Raw genomic sequence first — 14963 nt, 5'->3', positions numbered from 1 at the left:
ACCAAAATTTAATAGCTGACCCAGCGCAATCGGAAGCAAGTCGAATCGGCGCACCGCCCCTCCCATATTTTGATCTTCATTACTCCAGGCGTAACGGTCTGCCGCTGAGCTTGATTGATAGCACCTAAATTCACTCCTAAGGTACAGCCCCACGACAGCAAACCCCGTGGAGCGACCATGACAACAACCATCACCCCCGACTCGCGCTGGACGCGGCGGCGCGACGAGAAGCAGCGGCGGCTCGGGCTGGTCAAACAGTATGCAGACGGGGCGGTGTTGCCCAGCGACAGGATCGTCGAGGCCCTGGAAGCGCTGATCCTCCCCGGCGACCGCGTGGTGCTGGAGGGCAACAACCAGAAGCAGGCCGACTTTCTCTCGCGCTCCCTGGCCAAGGCTGACCCGGCCAAGCTCCACGATTTGCACATGATCATGCCCAGTGTCGGGCGCGCCGAGCACTTGGACTTGTTCGAGAAAGGCATCGCCCGCAAGCTCGACTTTTCCTTCGCCGGCACTCAATCCCTGCGCATCAGCCAGTTGCTGGAAGACGGCCTGCTGGAAATCGGCGCGATCCATACCTACATCGAACTCTATGCGCGCCTGGTGGTGGACCTGATCCCCAACGTGGTGCTCTCGGCCGGCTTCATGGCCGACCGCGCCGGCAATATCTACACCGGCGCCAGCACCGAAGACACCCCGGCGCTGATCGAACCCGCCGCGTTCAGCGATGGCATCGTCATTGTGCAGGTCAACCAGTTGGTGGACGACGTCACCGACTTGCCCCGTGTGGACATCCCCGCAAGCTGGGTGGATTTCGTGGTGGTGGCCGACAAGCCTTTCTACATCGAACCGCTGTTCACCCGCGACCCGCGCCATATCAAGCCGGTGCATGTGCTGATGGCGATGATGGCGATCCGTGGCATCTACGAAAAACACAATGTGCAGTCGCTCAACCATGGCATCGGCTTCAACACCGCCGCCATCGAATTGATCCTGCCCACCTACGGCGAATCCCTGGGTCTGAAGGGCAAGATCTGCCGCAACTGGACCCTCAACCCACACCCCACGTTGATCCCGGCGATTGAAAGCGGTTGGGTCGAGAGCGTGCATTGCTTCGGCACCGAGCTGGGCATGGAAAACTACATCGCCGCCCGCCCGGATGTGTTCTTCACCGGCCGCGATGGCTCGATGCGCTCCAATCGCATGTTCTGCCAACTGGCCGGCCAGTACGCGGTGGACCTGTTTATCGGCGCCACCCTGCAAGTGGATGGCGATGGGCATTCCAGCACCGTGACCCGTGGCCGCCTTGCCGGTTTCGGTGGTGCGCCGAACATGGGCCACGACCCACGTGGTCGTCGGCACGGCACACCGGCCTGGCTGGATATGCGCCATGACGATGCGCCCGAGGCCTTGCTTGAGCGCGGCAAAAAACTTGTGGTGCAAATGGTCGAGACCTTCCAGGAGGGCGGCAAACCGACCTTTGTCGACACCCTCGACGCGGTGGAAGTGGCACGTAAAAGCGGCATGCCGCTGGCGCCGATCATGATCTACGGCGACGACGTTACCCACTTGCTCACCGAAGAAGGCATCGCCTACCTCTACAAGGCGCGCTCCCTGGAAGAGCGCCAGGCAATGATCGCTGCCGTCGCCGGGGTGACGGCAATCGGTATGCGCCATAACCCCAAGGACACCGCCCGTATGCGTCGCGAAGGCTTGATCGCCTTGCCCGAAGACTTGGGTATCCGCCGCACCGATGCCACCCGCGAATTGTTGGCCGCCAAGAGTGTGGCCGACCTGGTGGAGTGGTCCGGTGGCTTGTACAACCCGCCCGCCAAATTCAGGAGCTGGTAAATGCGCGCTCTAAAACAGCATGAATTGAGCCTGGCCGATCGCCTGGCGGATATGGCCGTCGACGCGCTGATCGATGAAGCGGATTTGTCGCCTAAACCCGCCTTGGTAGACCGGCGCGGCAACGGCGCCCACAGCGATTTGCACCTGGGCCTGATGCACGCCTCGGCGCTGTCGTTGTGGCCGATGTTCAAGGAAATGGCCGAGGCCGTCCTTGAATTTGGTGAAGTCGGTGTACCCCTGCGTGAAGCGCTCGGCCGTATAGGTCGCGAGGGCGAGCAAGCGATGCTCATTACCACTCATGGTGTAAATACTCATCGCGGTGCGATCTGGGCCCTTGGTTTGCTCACCGCAGCAGCGGCCCTGCAACCACGCGCCGTAACCCTGACCGCGGCCAAACTAGCTCTGCTCGAAGACCGCTTCGCGCCGCAACCACTAAGCCACGGCGCACAGGTCGCCCAGCGCTACGGCGCACGCGGTGCCCGTGAAGAAGCGCAACTGGGCTTCCCCGCTGTGATGCAACGCGGCCTGCCGCAACTGCATAAAAGCCGCGGGCAAAACGCCGGTGAGCAGAATGCCCGCCTGGATGCCTTGCTCGCGATCATGACCGAGCTGGCCGACACCTGCGTGCTCTACCGCGCCGGCACTGAAGGCCTCCAAGCCATGCAGCAAGGCGCCCAGGCCGTGCTCGACGCTGGCGGTAGCGCAACCCTCGCGGGCCGTCGCCAACTGCACGCACTGGACCAGCAACTCCTGGCCCTGAATGCCTCCCCTGGCGGCGCTGCCGACTTGCTCGCCGCCTGCCTGTTTATCGACCGCCTCGACGGAGCGTTGTGATGGAAACCTTATCCTTTGAATTCCCCGCGGGCCAGCCGCCAAAAGGCCGCGCGCTGGTGGGTTGCGTCGGTTCGGGCGACCTCGAAGTGCTGCTGGAGCCGGGCACTCCCGGCACGCTGACCATCCAAGTGCAGACCTCGGTCAACGGCGCCGAGCAACGTTGGCAGCACCTGTTCGAACGCATCTTCCAGGAGCAGACGCCACCTGCCTTGAACATCGATATCCACGATTTCGGCGCCACCCCCGGCGTGGTGCGTTTGCGCCTGGAGCAAGGTTTCGAGGAGGTCGGCCATGACTGATTTGCTCAACAAACACAGCTTCGTCGAACTCGGTGCGCGGCAGCGCGCCAAGGCGTTGTTGGATGCTGGCACTTATCGTGAACTGATCGACCCGTTCCAACGGGTCATGTCGCCGTGGCTCAGCCGCCAGGGCGTAGTGCCCCAGGCGGATGACGGTGTGGTGATTGCCAAGGGCAGCATCGGCGGTTTGCCGGTAGTGGTCGCCGCTATCGAGGGCAATTTCCAAGGCGGCAGCCTCGGTGAAGTCGGTGGCGCAAAAATCGCGGGGGCACTGGAACTGGCTGCCGAAGACAACCGCAACGGCATCCCGACCCGCGCCGTGCTGCTGCTGGAGACCGGTGGGGTGCGCTTGCAGGAAGCCAACCTGGGCCTTGCCGCGATTGCCGATATTCACGCGGCGATAGTCGACCTGCGCCAGTATCAGCCGGTGATCGGCGTGGTGGCGGGCAGTGTCGGCTGCTTTGGGGGCATGTCCATCGCGGCCGGGTTGTGCAGTTACCTGGTGGTCACCCGCGAAGCGCGCCTGGGGCTGAACGGACCGCAGGTGATCGAACAGGAGGCCGGGCTGGAAGAATACGACTCCCGCGACCGCCCGTTTATCTGGAGCCTCACCGGCGGCGAACAACGTTTCAACAGTGGCTTGGCCGACCGTTACGTGGCGGACGATGTGGTGCAGATCCAGCAGACCGTGAGCGCGCTGTTGCAACACGGGGCGCCCGAACAACCCCGCAGCCGGCGCGCTGATTTCTACCTGGCGCGGCTGGCCGACCTCGACACAGCGGCGCAAATCGAGCCCGCGACGGTTCGCGCTCTGTATCAGGGAGAACGCCCATGAGAGGGTTACAGTGGTTCAATGCATTGAGCGCTGGCGCAGCACCCGTAGAGGGCTTGCCGGACTCATTGAAAGTCGCAGACGGCGTATTGGGTGAACAGGCGGTGCGCTTTATCGCCGTGGTCACCGACCCGAATAACCGCTTCCCGCGTGCGCGCAATGGCGAAGTCGGGTTGCTGGAAGGTTGGGGGCTAGCCAAGGCCGTCGATGAAGCCATCGTGACGGGTGACAAACGCCCCATCATCGCCATCGTCGATGTGCCCAGCCAAGCCTATGGTCGCCGTGAAGAAGCCCTCGGCATTCACCAGGCCCTGGCCGCCGCTGCCGACAGCTACGCTCGCGCACGCCTGGCCGGGCACCCGGTGATTGCACTGCTGGTGGGCAAGGCCATGTCTGGCGCATTCCTGGCCCACGGTTACCAGGCCAATCGCTTGATCGCCCTGCGCGACCCTGGGGTAATGGTGCACGCCATGGGCAAGGCTTCGGCCGCACGGGTGACCCTGCGCAGCGTCGAAGAACTCGAAGCCTTGGCCGCCAGTGTGCCGCCGATGGCCTATGACATCGACAGTTATGCCAGCCTGGGTTTGCTCTGGGAGACCTTGTCGGTGAGCCAGATTGAACAGCCGACAACGGACGATGTGGCGCGGGTCAGCGATTGCCTGGTGCAGGCGATCAAAGATGTCGTGCAACCCGATTTAAAAGGACGTCTCGGTGCGACTAATCGCACCGCCTCAAGCCATGTACGCCAACTGCTGCGGGAACAATGGTGAACGCCCATGACTTGCTCTGGGGCATGACCCCGGCGCACCTGCCTGCGGATGCTCCGGCCTGGGCGCGGGACGCGCTGAGCGCCGGCCATCCAGTAGTGGTGCGGCGCGCCATTACCGAAGCAGGTCAAGTGGCGGTTGGCGTACGTGGGCGTCTGCGTGAGCAGCGTTATGGGGCGGTGATGCCTGTTGCTGCGGTGCAACGGCGCGTGGCGCCCGAAGACTTGCGCCAGGTGATCTCGCCACGGGATTTACCGGCGCTGCGGGCGCTCGATCAACTGCGGCCAGTGTTGGCGCAGTATCACTGGGGCGTCAGCGGCAGCGCCGGATTTGAATTGGCGAGCGGCGTCGAAGCGTTGCATGCCATGAGTGATCTGGATTTGATCCTGCGCACCCCCGAACCGCTTGATCGCAACGCGGCGCGTGCATTGCTGGCGAAATTCGACACCGCACCGTGCGCCGTGGACCTGCAACTGCAAACCCCGTTTGGCGCTGTTGCCTTGCGCGAATGGGCCACAGGCTCACGCCGCGTACTGCTCAAAACCACTGGCGGCGCGCACCTTGTACTTGACCCCTGGCAGGCCGTGGCATGAGCAGCTTGTTGGTGTTTCCGGGGCAGGGTGCCCAGCGCGTGGGCATGCTCCAGGCGCTATCGGCCCAGGTTCTGGAAGAAGCCAGTGATGCCTTGGGTGAAGATGTTCGTCGGCTCGATTCGGCGCAAGCCTTGGCGAGCACGCGTGCGGTGCAACTGTGCCTGCTGATCGTCGGCGTTGCCCATGCCCAGCAGTTGCACCATACGCCTGACTACGTGGCGGGCCTGTCCATCGGCGCCTACCCGGCCGCCGTCATCGCCGGCGCCCTGGACTTCGCCGATGCGCTGAAACTGGTCAGCCTGCGTGGCGAGCTGATGCAACAGGCTTATCCACAAGGCTACGGCATGACCGCCCTGATCGGCCCCGATTTATCCACGGTTGAAGCCTTGCTGGCAGATATCCACAGCGCCGCAACTCCGGTGTATCTGGCCAATATCAACGCCGACAACCAGACCGTGATCGCCGGCAGCAATGAAGCGATGCAGCGTGTCGCCGAGCGCATCAAAGGCAACGGCGTCGCCAAGCGTCTGGCAGTGAGCGTGCCGTCCCACTGTGCGCTGCTGGAAGCGCCGGCCAAGGTGCTTGCCCAAGCGTTCGTCCCACTCAAGGCGCCGCGCATCACCTACCTGAGCAGCACCCGCGCGCGACCTATCCACAACCCTGAGCAACTGCGCGATGACCTGGCCTTCAACATGTGCCGCGTCGTCGACTGGCGCGGCACCGTGCAAGGCGCCTACGAGCGTGGCGTACGCCTGCAAATCGAACTGCCCCCGGGCGCGGTGCTCACTGGTCTGTCACGCCGCGTGTTCGAACAAGGCACGGTGATCGCCTGCGAAGGCGCACGCCTGGACACCTTGCAGGCCCTGCTGCAAGAGGAGGAGCGCCGCCACCGATGAAGCAACACCCAAGGCTTTCGAAGCACAACAACAACAATTTCGAACGAGCACTTTGAGGACAACAATCATGATTATCTACGGTGTGGCGTTTCTGGCGCTGTGCACGTTGGCCGGCCTGTTTGTCGGTGAACTGCTGGGCAAATGGATGGGTATCCCGGCTAACGTCGGCGGGGTGGGTATCGCCATGTTGCTGCTGATTGGCCTGGGCAGTTACCTCGGCAAGCGTGGCTTGTTTACCGGCAAGTCGGAGCAGGGCGTGAGCTTCTGGGCTGCGATTTATATCCCGATTGTGGTGGCGATGGCCGCCCAGCAAAACGTGTATGGCGCCATCAGTGGCGGGCCCATGGCGATTCTGGCCGGGACCCTCGCCGTGGTGCTCGGCTTTGCCCTGGTACCGGTGCTGGTGCGTATCGGTAACCGCGAGCCGGTTGCAGCTGTTCCGACCAAAGACGCCGGGTGATCGCCATGTACGAATCGATGATGAAAGTGATCACCGGGTACGGATTGATCAGTGGTTTTGCCGTGATCGGCCTGACCATGTGGGTTTCCTACTGGATCTCTGACACTTTTACCAAAGGCCGCCTGCATGGCTCGGCCATTGCCATTCTGTTGGGCCTGGTGTTGTCGTATGTGGGAGGCGCTTTTACTGGCGGCTCCAAGGGCGTGGTGGATATTCCACTGTTGTCAGGCATTGGCCTGTTGGGCGGCGCGATGCTGCGGGACTTCGCTATTGTAGCCACGGCGTTTGGCGTGAGTGTCGATGAGTTGAAGCGCGCCGGATACGTCGGCGTGCTGGCTCTGTTTGTCGGTGTGGGCTCGTCGTTTGTTGCCGGGGTAGGGGTGGCAATGGCGTTTGGTTATACCGATGCGGTGAGCCTCACCACCATCGGCGCCGGTGCCGTGACCTATATCGTTGGCCCGGTTACCGGGGCGGCGATTGGGGCCAGTTCCGAGGTGATGGCGCTGTCGATTGCCGCAGGGTTGATCAAGGCTATTTTGGTGATGGTAATGACACCGTTCGTGGCCCCGCTGATCGGGCTGAACAATCCACGTAGTGCGGTGATCTTCGGTGGCTTGATGGGCACTTCCAGCGGCGTGGCGGGCGGGTTGGCGGCGACTGATCCGAAGTTGGTGCCTTATGGGTGTTTGACCGCGGCGTTCTATACAGCGCTGGGGTGTTTGTTGGGGCCGTCGTTGTTGTTTTTGGTGATGAGGGGGTTGGTGGGCTGACTGGGGATTTTCGCTGTCTGGTCTGGCGCAATCGGGGGCGGTGCGACGATTCGACTTGCCCCCGATGGCATTCTCAAGCCTGGCGATTGGCATACATCCGACACTCCGCCAACAACGCCAGCAGGTTCGGGTCACGCTCCTTGGCCTTCAAGAACACCACGCCGATCTGCTGCTGCAACCGATACCTGGGTTGCAGCGGTATCAGCTTCACGCGGTTCTCATACACCGCCGCAATCCGCCCAGGCAGCAGCGCATAACCCACCCCCGAGCTGACCATGCTCAGCAAGGTAAATATATCGTTCACCTGCATCGCCACCTTCGGTTCGAACCCCGCCTGCTTGAACACCCGGTTGCCGTCCTGGTGCGTGGCGAAGCCCTGGGTGAGGGTGATGAAGGTGGCGTCGCGCACGTCGGCCAGGTCGATTTCCTGATGACGGTCCAGGGGGGAATCGGCCGGTGTGGCAAGGAAGATGTCATCGCTGAACAGCGCGATCTGCTCACAGTCCGGATCGGTGGCGTGATCGTCCAGAGAGATGAGGATCGCATCCACCTCCATGTTCTTGAGCTTGTAGAACAGGTCGAAATTGGAGCCCAGGATCAGGTCGATATTGAGTTCGCTGCGGCGGATCTTCAGGCCCATGATCAGTTGCGGCACGGTCTTGACCGTCAGCGAGTACAGCGAGCCGAGCTTGAAGCGTTCGGCGCAGAAGCCGGCGGCTTCGCGGGTCAGGCGCACTCCCTCGACCACATCGGCTATCAGCTTTTGCGCACGCTCTTCGAGCACGTAGGCGCTTTCCAGCGGGGTGAGGTTGCGCCCTTCATGCTTGAACAGCGGGCAGCGCAAGGCACTTTCCAGGGAGTGGATGGCGCGGTGCACGCTGACGTTGCTGGTTTGCAGTTCGGCGGCGGCGCGGGCCAGGTTGCCGGTGCGCATGAACGCCAGGAAGATTTCCAGCTTCTTGAGGGTGAACTCTTCGTCGATCAGCATGGCCGTGGGCTCTTGTTCGATTGCGCTCGATTGTGCCTGCAAACGCAGCCCTCGTCGCTGGAACGTCACACGCTGCTTGCACTCTTATGCGCAAGGCTGGAGGCTTGCCGCCAGTCGTCAACGATGAGGGGAGGTTAACGATAGATGTATCACGGGGAACGGTTCAACGCCTGGAGCCATTTGCTCGGTGCAGTCGCGGCGTGTATTGGCGCCGTGTGGATGTTGGTGGTGGCGAGCCTGGACGGCAGCCCCTGGAAGATCGTCAGCGTGGCGATTTATGGCTTTACCCTGATGGTGCTGTACAGCGCGTCGACCGTCTACCACAGCGTGCGGGGGCGGCGAAAAGAGATCATGCAAAAGGTCGATCACTTTTCGATCTACCTGTTGATCGCCGGCAGCTACACACCGTTCTGCCTGGTGACTCTGCGCGGGCCCTGGGGCTGGACGCTGTTCGGGATTGTGTGGGGGCTGGCGGTGATCGGCATCCTGCAAGAGATCAAGCCGCGCTCGGAGGCGCGGATTCTGTCCATCGTGATCTACGCGGTGATGGGCTGGATCGTACTCGTGGCAGTCAAGCCGCTGATAGCGGCGCTGGGCACGGCAGGGTTTATCTGGTTGGCGTCGGGCGGCGTGTTGTACACCGTGGGCATCATCTTTTTTGCCCTGGAAGATCGCCTGCGCCATTCCCATGGGATCTGGCATTTGTTTGTGATTGGCGGCAGCCTCCTGCATTTTGTGGCGATCATGCATTACGTGCTCTGAATGTGGGAGGGGGCTTCGGTGGTATTAGAGACGTGCCAGTAGCTCACAGGCACGAATGCCGAAGATCTGCAGCAGCTTGGCGAGCATATGCGGCGGTGGTTCATCGCCACGGGTCAGGGCGTAGAGGGTGATCGGCAGGGGTGGCGTGAGGGTGCGGATGCAGGTGGTTGCCGTCGATGCGCCGAGGGCGGTAAAGGGGTCAATGACCGTCAAACCGGCGCCGGACTCCACCATCGCCCGGGCCAGGGAATAGGTTTGTACCGAGATGGTCACGCGTGGCGGTGGATCGACGTTCTCCAGGTAGCTGTCCAGCTTGGTCGCCAGCGGATCAGCACTGGAAAGCCCGATCAATGGCGCGCCCGCCAGTTCGCTCAGCGGCAATGGCTGGTTGATTTCAGCCGCCGACCAATAGCCCTTGGACGCCAATGCAACCAGCACGCCATTGGCCAGCACCTGGGTGGTCAACCCAGGATGGCCGGAAAAGTTGAGGGTCAGCGCCAGGTCGATTTCGCGCATCAGCAGCTTCTGGACCAGCTCACGGCTATGGTCGCTGGACAGCTCGCAAGCCATGTCGGGGTATTCGCGCTTCCATTCCAGAATCGCCGGAGGCAGCAGCGACAAGGCCAACGCCGGAATCGCACCAATGCGCACGCTTTGCCCTGGGGCGCGGCGCAGGCTCTTGGCTAGACGCCTTACACCTTGCAAGCTCTCGGTGACTTTCTCGACTTCGCTTTCCAGTGCCAGGGCTTCCGGCGTGGGCTGCAATTTGCCGCGCACCCGCAGAAACAGCGCAAAGCCCAGCTGCAATTCGGCGTGCTGCAACACTTTGGTCACCGCAGGTTGCGAGACGTGCAGCAACTGCGCGGCAGCACTGATCGAGCCAGTCTGGCGAATGGCCTGGAAGATTTCGATATGACGCAAGCGCATGGCAAGTCCATAACCTTTGTTTATAGGTGACCCATCTTTATTCATTGTCGGTGGCCTGTCACCTGCGCCTACGCTTGGTCTTCAGTTAATCAACGGTCGGGGGCTGGGATGGCCAGGCAGGTTTGCATCATCGGTGGTGGGGTTATCGGCTTGGCCAGTGCTTATGCTTTGGTACGGGCTGGCCATGAGGTAACGGTGATCGACGCCCGCGATACCTTGGGCAGCGAAACCAGTTTCGCCAACGGTGGGCAGCTGTCCTATCGCTATGTTGCGCCATTGGCCGACGCGGGCGTGCCGCTGCAAGCGATTGGGTGGCTGTTGCGCGGCGACTCGCCGCTGAAGCTGCGCCCACGGCTTGACCTCCAGCAATGGCGCTGGATGGCAGCGTTCATCGGTGCCTGCCGGGGATCGGTGAACAAGCGCAACGCTGCCCACTTGCTGCGGCTGGCGAGCCTGAGCCAAGGCACCTTGCAGCAATGGCGTGTCGATGATCGCCTGGACGGCTTCGACTGGCGGCGCAACGGCAAGCTGGTGACCTTTCGCAATGCCGAGACGTTTGAGCGTGTACGCAGCAAGGTCACTGACGTCCTTCAGCAGCAGGTGCTGTCTGCGGTGGATTGTACGCACCTGGAACCGGCGTTGGCGGCAGGTGGGTTTGTCGGCGGCATCTATACCCCGAATGAGGAAGTGGCGGACTGTCATGCTTTTTGCCAACGGCTGGCAGCTCGGTTAAAGGCTTCAGGGCGCTGTACATTTTTGCTGGGTCGCAAGGTTACCGGGATTCGTCACGCCGACGGTGCGGTGCAGGCCATCGAAATGGGCCATGACGTGATGCCGGTCGAACAGTTGGTGCTGGCTGCCGGGCATCGCAGCGCCGAGTTGGCGTTGCCGCGCTTGTCGCTGCCGCTGTACCCGCTCAAGGGCTACAGCCTGAGCGTGCCGATCGGCGCGCAGCACAAGGCGCCGAACGTGAGCATCACCGACTATGACCGCAAGATCGTCTACGCGCGCATTGGTGAGCAACTGCGGATCGCGGCCATGGTGGATATTGTCGGCTTTGATGCGCGTCTTGAGCCCAAGCGCCTGGCCTTGATAAAGCGTCAGGCGCTGGAGACGTTTCCCTTGGCCGGTGACTACGCCCACGCGGTCGAGTGGGCCGGTATGCGCCCGGCAACACCGACGGGCGTGCCATTGATCGGTGCCAGCGCCTACCGCAACTTGTGGCTGAACCTGGGGCATGGCGCGCTTGGTTTTACCCTGGCCTGTGGCAGTGGCCAGCTATTGGCTGAGTTGATCAGCCAGCATGTTCCTTCCATTGATATGCAGGGCCTGGCGCCCCGCGCCGCTTGAGGATGCAGCCATGACTATCACCCGAATCAACAGCAACGAGCGTCTTAGCGCTGCCGTGACCTTCAAGGATTTGGTGTTTCTCTCGGGCCAGGTACCGGGCGATGGCCAGGACGTAGCCAGCCAAACCCGAGAAGTGTTGGCCAGGATCGACGCGCTGTTGGTCGAGGCGGGCAGTGACAAAGATCACCTGCTCAACGCGACGATTTACCTGAAGGACATCAGTACCGGTTTTAAGCCGATGAATGAAGCCTGGTCTGCATGGCTTTCGCCAGGCATGGCGCCCACGCGTACCACCCTGCAAGCAGAGCTGGCGCGACCGAGTGTCCTGGTGGAAATCAGCGTGATTGCAGTACGTAAATAACCGATCTACCAACGGAGAATAACAATGAAAAAAATCCTGTTGACCGGCTGCGCTCTTGGACTTTTTTTGAGCGCAAACGCCCATGCGACCGAAGCGCCTCTGGAGGGCACCTTGAGCAAGATCGCCAGCGCCAAGGCCATCACCCTGGGGTATCGCGATGCGTCGGTGCCGTTTTCCTACATTGGGGATAACAGTGGCAAGCCGATGGGCTACTCGGTGGACCTGGCGAGCAAGATTGTCGAGCGCATCCAGCAGAAAATCGGGGTGAGTGAGCTCAAGGTGAAGTACAACCTGGTGACTTCTCAAACCCGTATTCCGCTGGTGCAGAACGGCACCGTCGACCTGGAGTGCGGCTCCACCGGCGTGACCGCCGAGCGGCAGAAGCAGGTAGCATTTTCCTACGGGTTCATTTACGTGAAGGGGCAGTTGCTAACGGCCAAGGACAGCGGGATCAAAGGCTTTGCCGACCTCAAAGGCAAAAACGTGGTGACCACTGCCGGTACTACCAATGAACGCTTCCTCAAAAGTTACAATGCTGAACACAAAGCCAATATGTTCGTGATCAGCGCCAAAGACCATGGCGAGGCTTTCAAGATGCTCGAGACCGGCCGTGCGGTAGCGTTCTATATGGATGATGCGTTGCTCTACGGCGAGCGCGCCAAGGCCAGGGACCCGCACCACTGGGTGGTGGTGGGCGAGGAGCAGTCGCGGGAGATCTACAGCTGCATGGTGCGCAAGGACGACCCGCAGTTTCTCGCCGTGGTCAACGAGACTTTGGGTGATCTGTACCGTTCGGGAGAGATCAACGGGATTTACCAGCGCTGGTTTGAGCAGCCGATCCCGCCGAAGGGCCTGAACCTGGAATTCCCAATGACCAGCGAGTTGAAGGCGATCATTGCCAAGCCGGTGAGTGATCCGGTGGAGTGATCGCTCCGTTTAGAAATCACCCCAGAGTTGCTGGGCGACCGACAGCGCCACCACGGGCGCGGTTTCGGTACGTAATACCCGTGGCCCCAACCGCGCAGCATGGAAGCCAGCGCCTTGGGCGGTGTCGACTTCGCCGTCGGTCAAGCCACCTTCCGGCCCGATCAGAAACGCCAGGCTCGAAGGCTTCGCGTGACTGATCATCGGCTCGGCGACTGGGTGCAGCACCAGTTTCAGGTCGGCCTCGGTTTGCTTCAGCCAGTCGGCCAGCAACACCGGTGCGTGAATCACCGGCACCGTTGAACGCCCACACTGCTCGCACGCGCTGATGGCAACCTGACGCCAGTGCAGCAGGCGTTTGTCGGCGCGTTCGTCCTTGAGGCGCACCTCGCAGCGCTCGCTGAAGATCGGTGTGATCGCATTGACGCCCAGTTCAGTGGCCTTCTGGATCGCCCAATCCATGCGCTCACCCCGGGACAGGCCCTGGCCGAGGTGGATATGCAGCGGCGATTCATCTTGGCCGGCAAAGCTTTGCGTCAGTTGCACGGTGACGCGTTTTTTACCGACTTCCAGCAGCGTGCCACTAAACTCCTGGCCAGAGCCGTCGAACAGCTGCACGGCATCGCCTTCACCCATGCGCAACACACGGCTGATGTAATGCGCCTGGGCTTCAGGAAGTTCGTGATCGCCGAGGCTCAGCGGGGTGTCGGTGAAAAAGCGGGACAGTCTCATTTCTGTTCTCTGAAGAGGTGTATGCAGGAGCGAGCTTGCTGTGGCAAGTCGGTTCTTACAGGGGTTGGTATCAACCCGGGTCACGAAAGCCTGGATGGAAATCTTTGGGCACCGCCACACTGACTTTGCTGTTAGTGGCGATATCAATCCCCTCGCTGGCCACTTCGGCCAGGAAGTCGATCTGCTCCGGTGTAATCACATAGGGCGGCAGGAAATACACCACGCTGCCCAGTGGCCGCAACAGCGCGCCGCGCTCCAGTGCGTGTTCGAATACCTTCAAGCCACGGCGTTCCTGCCACGGGTAGGCGGCCTTGGTGGCCTTGTCCTGCACCATCTCGATCGCCAGCACCATGCCCGTCTGGCGCACTTCCGAAACGTGAGGATGGTCCACCAGGTGCGCGGTGGCGGTCGCCATGCGCTGGGCCAGGGCCTTGTTGTTTTCGATGACGTTGTCTTCTTCAAAGATATCCAGCGTCGCCAAGGCTGCCGCGCACGCCAGCGGGTTGCCGGTGTAGCTGTGGGAGTGCAGGAAGGCGCGCAGGGTAGGGTAGTCGTCGTAGAAGGCACTGTAGACATCTTCGGTGGTGACCACGGCGGCCAGCGGTAAGTAGCCGCCGGTGAGGGCCTTGGACAGGCACAGGAAGTCCGGGCGGATGCCGGCTTGTTCACAGGCGAACATGCTGCCGGTGCGGCCGAAGCCGACGGCGATTTCGTCGTGGATCAAGTGCACGCCGTAGCGGTCGCAGGCTTCGCGCAGCAGCTTGAGGTACACCGGGTGGTACATCCTCATGCCGCCGGCGCCCTGGATCAGTGGCTCGACAATCACTGCGGCAACGGTATCGTGGTGGTCAGCCAGGGTCTGTTCCATGGCCAGGAACATGGTGCGCGAGTGTTCTTCCCAGCTCATGCCGTCGGGGCGCAGGTAGCAATCGGGGCTCGGCACTTTGATGGTGTCGAGCAGCAGCGCCTTGTAGGTCTCGGTAAACAACGGCACGTCGCCTACCGACATCGCGGCGATGGTTTCGCCGTGGTAGCTGTTGGTCAGGGTGACGAAGCGCTTCTTGTTCGGCAGGCCGCGGTTGAGCCAGTAGTGAAAGCTCATCTTCAATGCGACTTCGATACAGGATGAACCGTTATCGGCGTAGAAGCAGCGCGTCAGGCCTTCAGGCGTCATCTGCACGAGGCGCTCGGACAACTCGATCACTGGCTGGTGGCTGAAACCGGCGAGGATCACATGCTCCAACTGATCGACCTGGTCCTTGATGCGCTGGTTGATGCGCGGGTTGGCGTGGCCGAACACGTTGACCCACCAGGAGCTGACGGCGTCGAGGTAGCGTTTGCCTTCGAAGTCTTCCAGCCATACGCCTTCACCGCGCTTGATCGGGACCAGCGGAAGTTGCTGGTGGTCTTTCATCTGGGTGCAGGGATGCCACAGCACCGCGAGGTCGCGTTGCATCCACTGGTTGTTCAAGCCCATCGGTGATCTCCTCGAAGCGATCCTGCGGCGCGCGCAGGCGAAACAATCGCGCAAGCCTATGCAATGGTGGCGCGTGTCACAAGCCATTGTGGGGCAATTGGCGGTAAATGCAGGACGGTCTGTCGCGTTTCTTGGGAATAGTC

17 protein-coding genes are annotated in these 14963 nt (G+C 61.7%); 13 read left to right on the top strand and 4 right to left on the bottom strand.

The features are described from left to right. Positions 1-177: 177 nt before the first annotated feature. The 9 genes from mdcA (at position 178) to madM (ending at position 7299) form a co-directional block, all read left to right on the top strand. Positions 178-1848 (top strand): malonate decarboxylase subunit alpha, encoded by a 1671-nt coding sequence (gene mdcA, locus LJX92_RS25090; RefSeq protein ID WP_032878949.1) that lies wholly within the window; start codon positions 178-180, stop codon positions 1846-1848. After that, complete coding sequence (locus LJX92_RS25085) at positions 1849-2682, top strand: triphosphoribosyl-dephospho-CoA synthase (protein ID WP_228309073.1); 834 nt, start codon at positions 1849-1851, stop codon at positions 2680-2682. After that, positions 2682-2981 carry a malonate decarboxylase subunit delta gene (locus LJX92_RS25080; RefSeq protein WP_025857695.1) on the top strand — a complete coding sequence of 100 codons (300 nt, stop codon included), beginning with the start codon at positions 2682-2684 and terminating at the stop codon, positions 2979-2981. The genes LJX92_RS25085 and LJX92_RS25080 overlap by 1 nt, the downstream gene beginning before the upstream one ends. After that, positions 2974-3816, top strand: a complete 843-nt coding sequence (locus LJX92_RS25075) for a biotin-independent malonate decarboxylase subunit beta (protein ID WP_228309072.1) — start codon at positions 2974-2976, stop codon at positions 3814-3816. Before LJX92_RS25080 ends, LJX92_RS25075 begins: the two co-directional genes overlap by 8 nt. Next, positions 3813-4583, top strand: a complete 771-nt coding sequence (gene mdcE / locus LJX92_RS25070; RefSeq protein ID WP_223017726.1) for a biotin-independent malonate decarboxylase subunit gamma — start codon at positions 3813-3815, stop codon at positions 4581-4583. The genes LJX92_RS25075 and mdcE overlap by 4 nt, the downstream gene beginning before the upstream one ends. After that, the gene (locus LJX92_RS25065) at positions 4577-5173 is read left to right on the top strand and encodes a malonate decarboxylase holo-ACP synthase (RefSeq protein WP_032878954.1); all 597 of its coding nucleotides are present in this window, start codon (positions 4577-4579) and stop codon (positions 5171-5173) included. The genes mdcE and LJX92_RS25065 overlap by 7 nt, the downstream gene beginning before the upstream one ends. Beyond that, complete coding sequence (mdcH, locus tag LJX92_RS25060; RefSeq protein WP_032878955.1) at positions 5170-6069, top strand: malonate decarboxylase subunit epsilon; 900 nt, start codon at positions 5170-5172, stop codon at positions 6067-6069. Before LJX92_RS25065 ends, mdcH begins: the two co-directional genes overlap by 4 nt. Before the next feature lie 67 nt (positions 6070-6136). Continuing rightward, positions 6137-6529 carry a malonate transporter subunit MadL gene (gene madL, locus LJX92_RS25055; protein ID WP_103734244.1) on the top strand — a complete coding sequence of 131 codons (393 nt, stop codon included), beginning with the start codon at positions 6137-6139 and terminating at the stop codon, positions 6527-6529. Between the two features lie 5 nt (positions 6530-6534). Next, the gene (gene madM / locus LJX92_RS25050) at positions 6535-7299 is read left to right on the top strand and encodes a malonate transporter subunit MadM (RefSeq protein WP_032881185.1); all 765 of its coding nucleotides are present in this window, start codon (positions 6535-6537) and stop codon (positions 7297-7299) included. Positions 7300-7372: 73 nt separating this feature from the next. On the opposite strand, the gene LJX92_RS25045 is transcribed toward madM, so the two are convergent. Further along, positions 7373-8287: a LysR substrate-binding domain-containing protein gene (locus LJX92_RS25045; RefSeq protein ID WP_032878959.1), complete on the bottom strand. Its 915-nt coding sequence runs from the start codon at positions 8285-8287 to the stop codon at positions 7373-7375. Between the two features lie 144 nt (positions 8288-8431). Here LJX92_RS25045 and trhA point away from each other — a divergent pair, with 144 nt between their 5' ends. Further along, the gene (trhA, locus tag LJX92_RS25040; protein WP_005792233.1) at positions 8432-9049 is read left to right on the top strand and encodes a PAQR family membrane homeostasis protein TrhA; all 618 of its coding nucleotides are present in this window, start codon (positions 8432-8434) and stop codon (positions 9047-9049) included. Positions 9050-9073: 24 nt separating this feature from the next. On the opposite strand, the gene LJX92_RS25035 is transcribed toward trhA, so the two are convergent. Then, the gene (locus tag LJX92_RS25035; protein WP_032878961.1) at positions 9074-9976 is read right to left on the bottom strand and encodes a LysR family transcriptional regulator; all 903 of its coding nucleotides are present in this window, start codon (positions 9974-9976) and stop codon (positions 9074-9076) included. 108 nt (positions 9977-10084) lie between these two features. Between LJX92_RS25035 and LJX92_RS25030 the strand changes: the two genes are divergently transcribed. The 3 genes from LJX92_RS25030 to LJX92_RS25020 are packed head-to-tail and all read left to right on the top strand — an operon-like array spanning position 10085 to position 12614. After that, the gene (locus LJX92_RS25030) at positions 10085-11326 is read left to right on the top strand and encodes a D-amino acid dehydrogenase (RefSeq protein WP_228309071.1); all 1242 of its coding nucleotides are present in this window, start codon (positions 10085-10087) and stop codon (positions 11324-11326) included. A gap of 10 nt (positions 11327-11336) precedes the next feature. After that, positions 11337-11687, top strand: a complete 351-nt coding sequence (locus tag LJX92_RS25025) for a RidA family protein (protein ID WP_223017722.1) — start codon at positions 11337-11339, stop codon at positions 11685-11687. Between the two features lie 24 nt (positions 11688-11711). Then, positions 11712-12614: a transporter substrate-binding domain-containing protein gene (locus LJX92_RS25020; RefSeq protein ID WP_078822546.1), complete on the top strand. Its 903-nt coding sequence runs from the start codon at positions 11712-11714 to the stop codon at positions 12612-12614. A gap of 9 nt (positions 12615-12623) precedes the next feature. On the opposite strand, the gene LJX92_RS25015 is transcribed toward LJX92_RS25020, so the two are convergent. Together LJX92_RS25015 and LJX92_RS25010 are read right to left on the bottom strand one after the other, a co-directional pair. After that, on the bottom strand, positions 12624-13343 hold the full coding sequence (locus tag LJX92_RS25015) for a 16S rRNA (uracil(1498)-N(3))-methyltransferase (RefSeq protein ID WP_032878968.1): 720 nt from the start codon (positions 13341-13343) through the stop codon (positions 12624-12626). A gap of 70 nt (positions 13344-13413) precedes the next feature. After that, positions 13414-14820, bottom strand: a complete 1407-nt coding sequence (locus LJX92_RS25010) for an adenosylmethionine--8-amino-7-oxononanoate transaminase (protein WP_032878971.1) — start codon at positions 14818-14820, stop codon at positions 13414-13416. Positions 14821-14963: the final 143 nt, after the last annotated feature.

Source organism: Pseudomonas sp. HN8-3 (genome assembly GCF_020790195.1).
Taxonomy (GTDB): Bacteria; Pseudomonadota; Gammaproteobacteria; order Pseudomonadales; family Pseudomonadaceae; genus Aquipseudomonas; species Aquipseudomonas synxantha_A.
The sequence above is the reverse complement of the archived record's forward strand: the minus strand, read 5'-3'. Positions and strand labels throughout refer to the sequence as shown.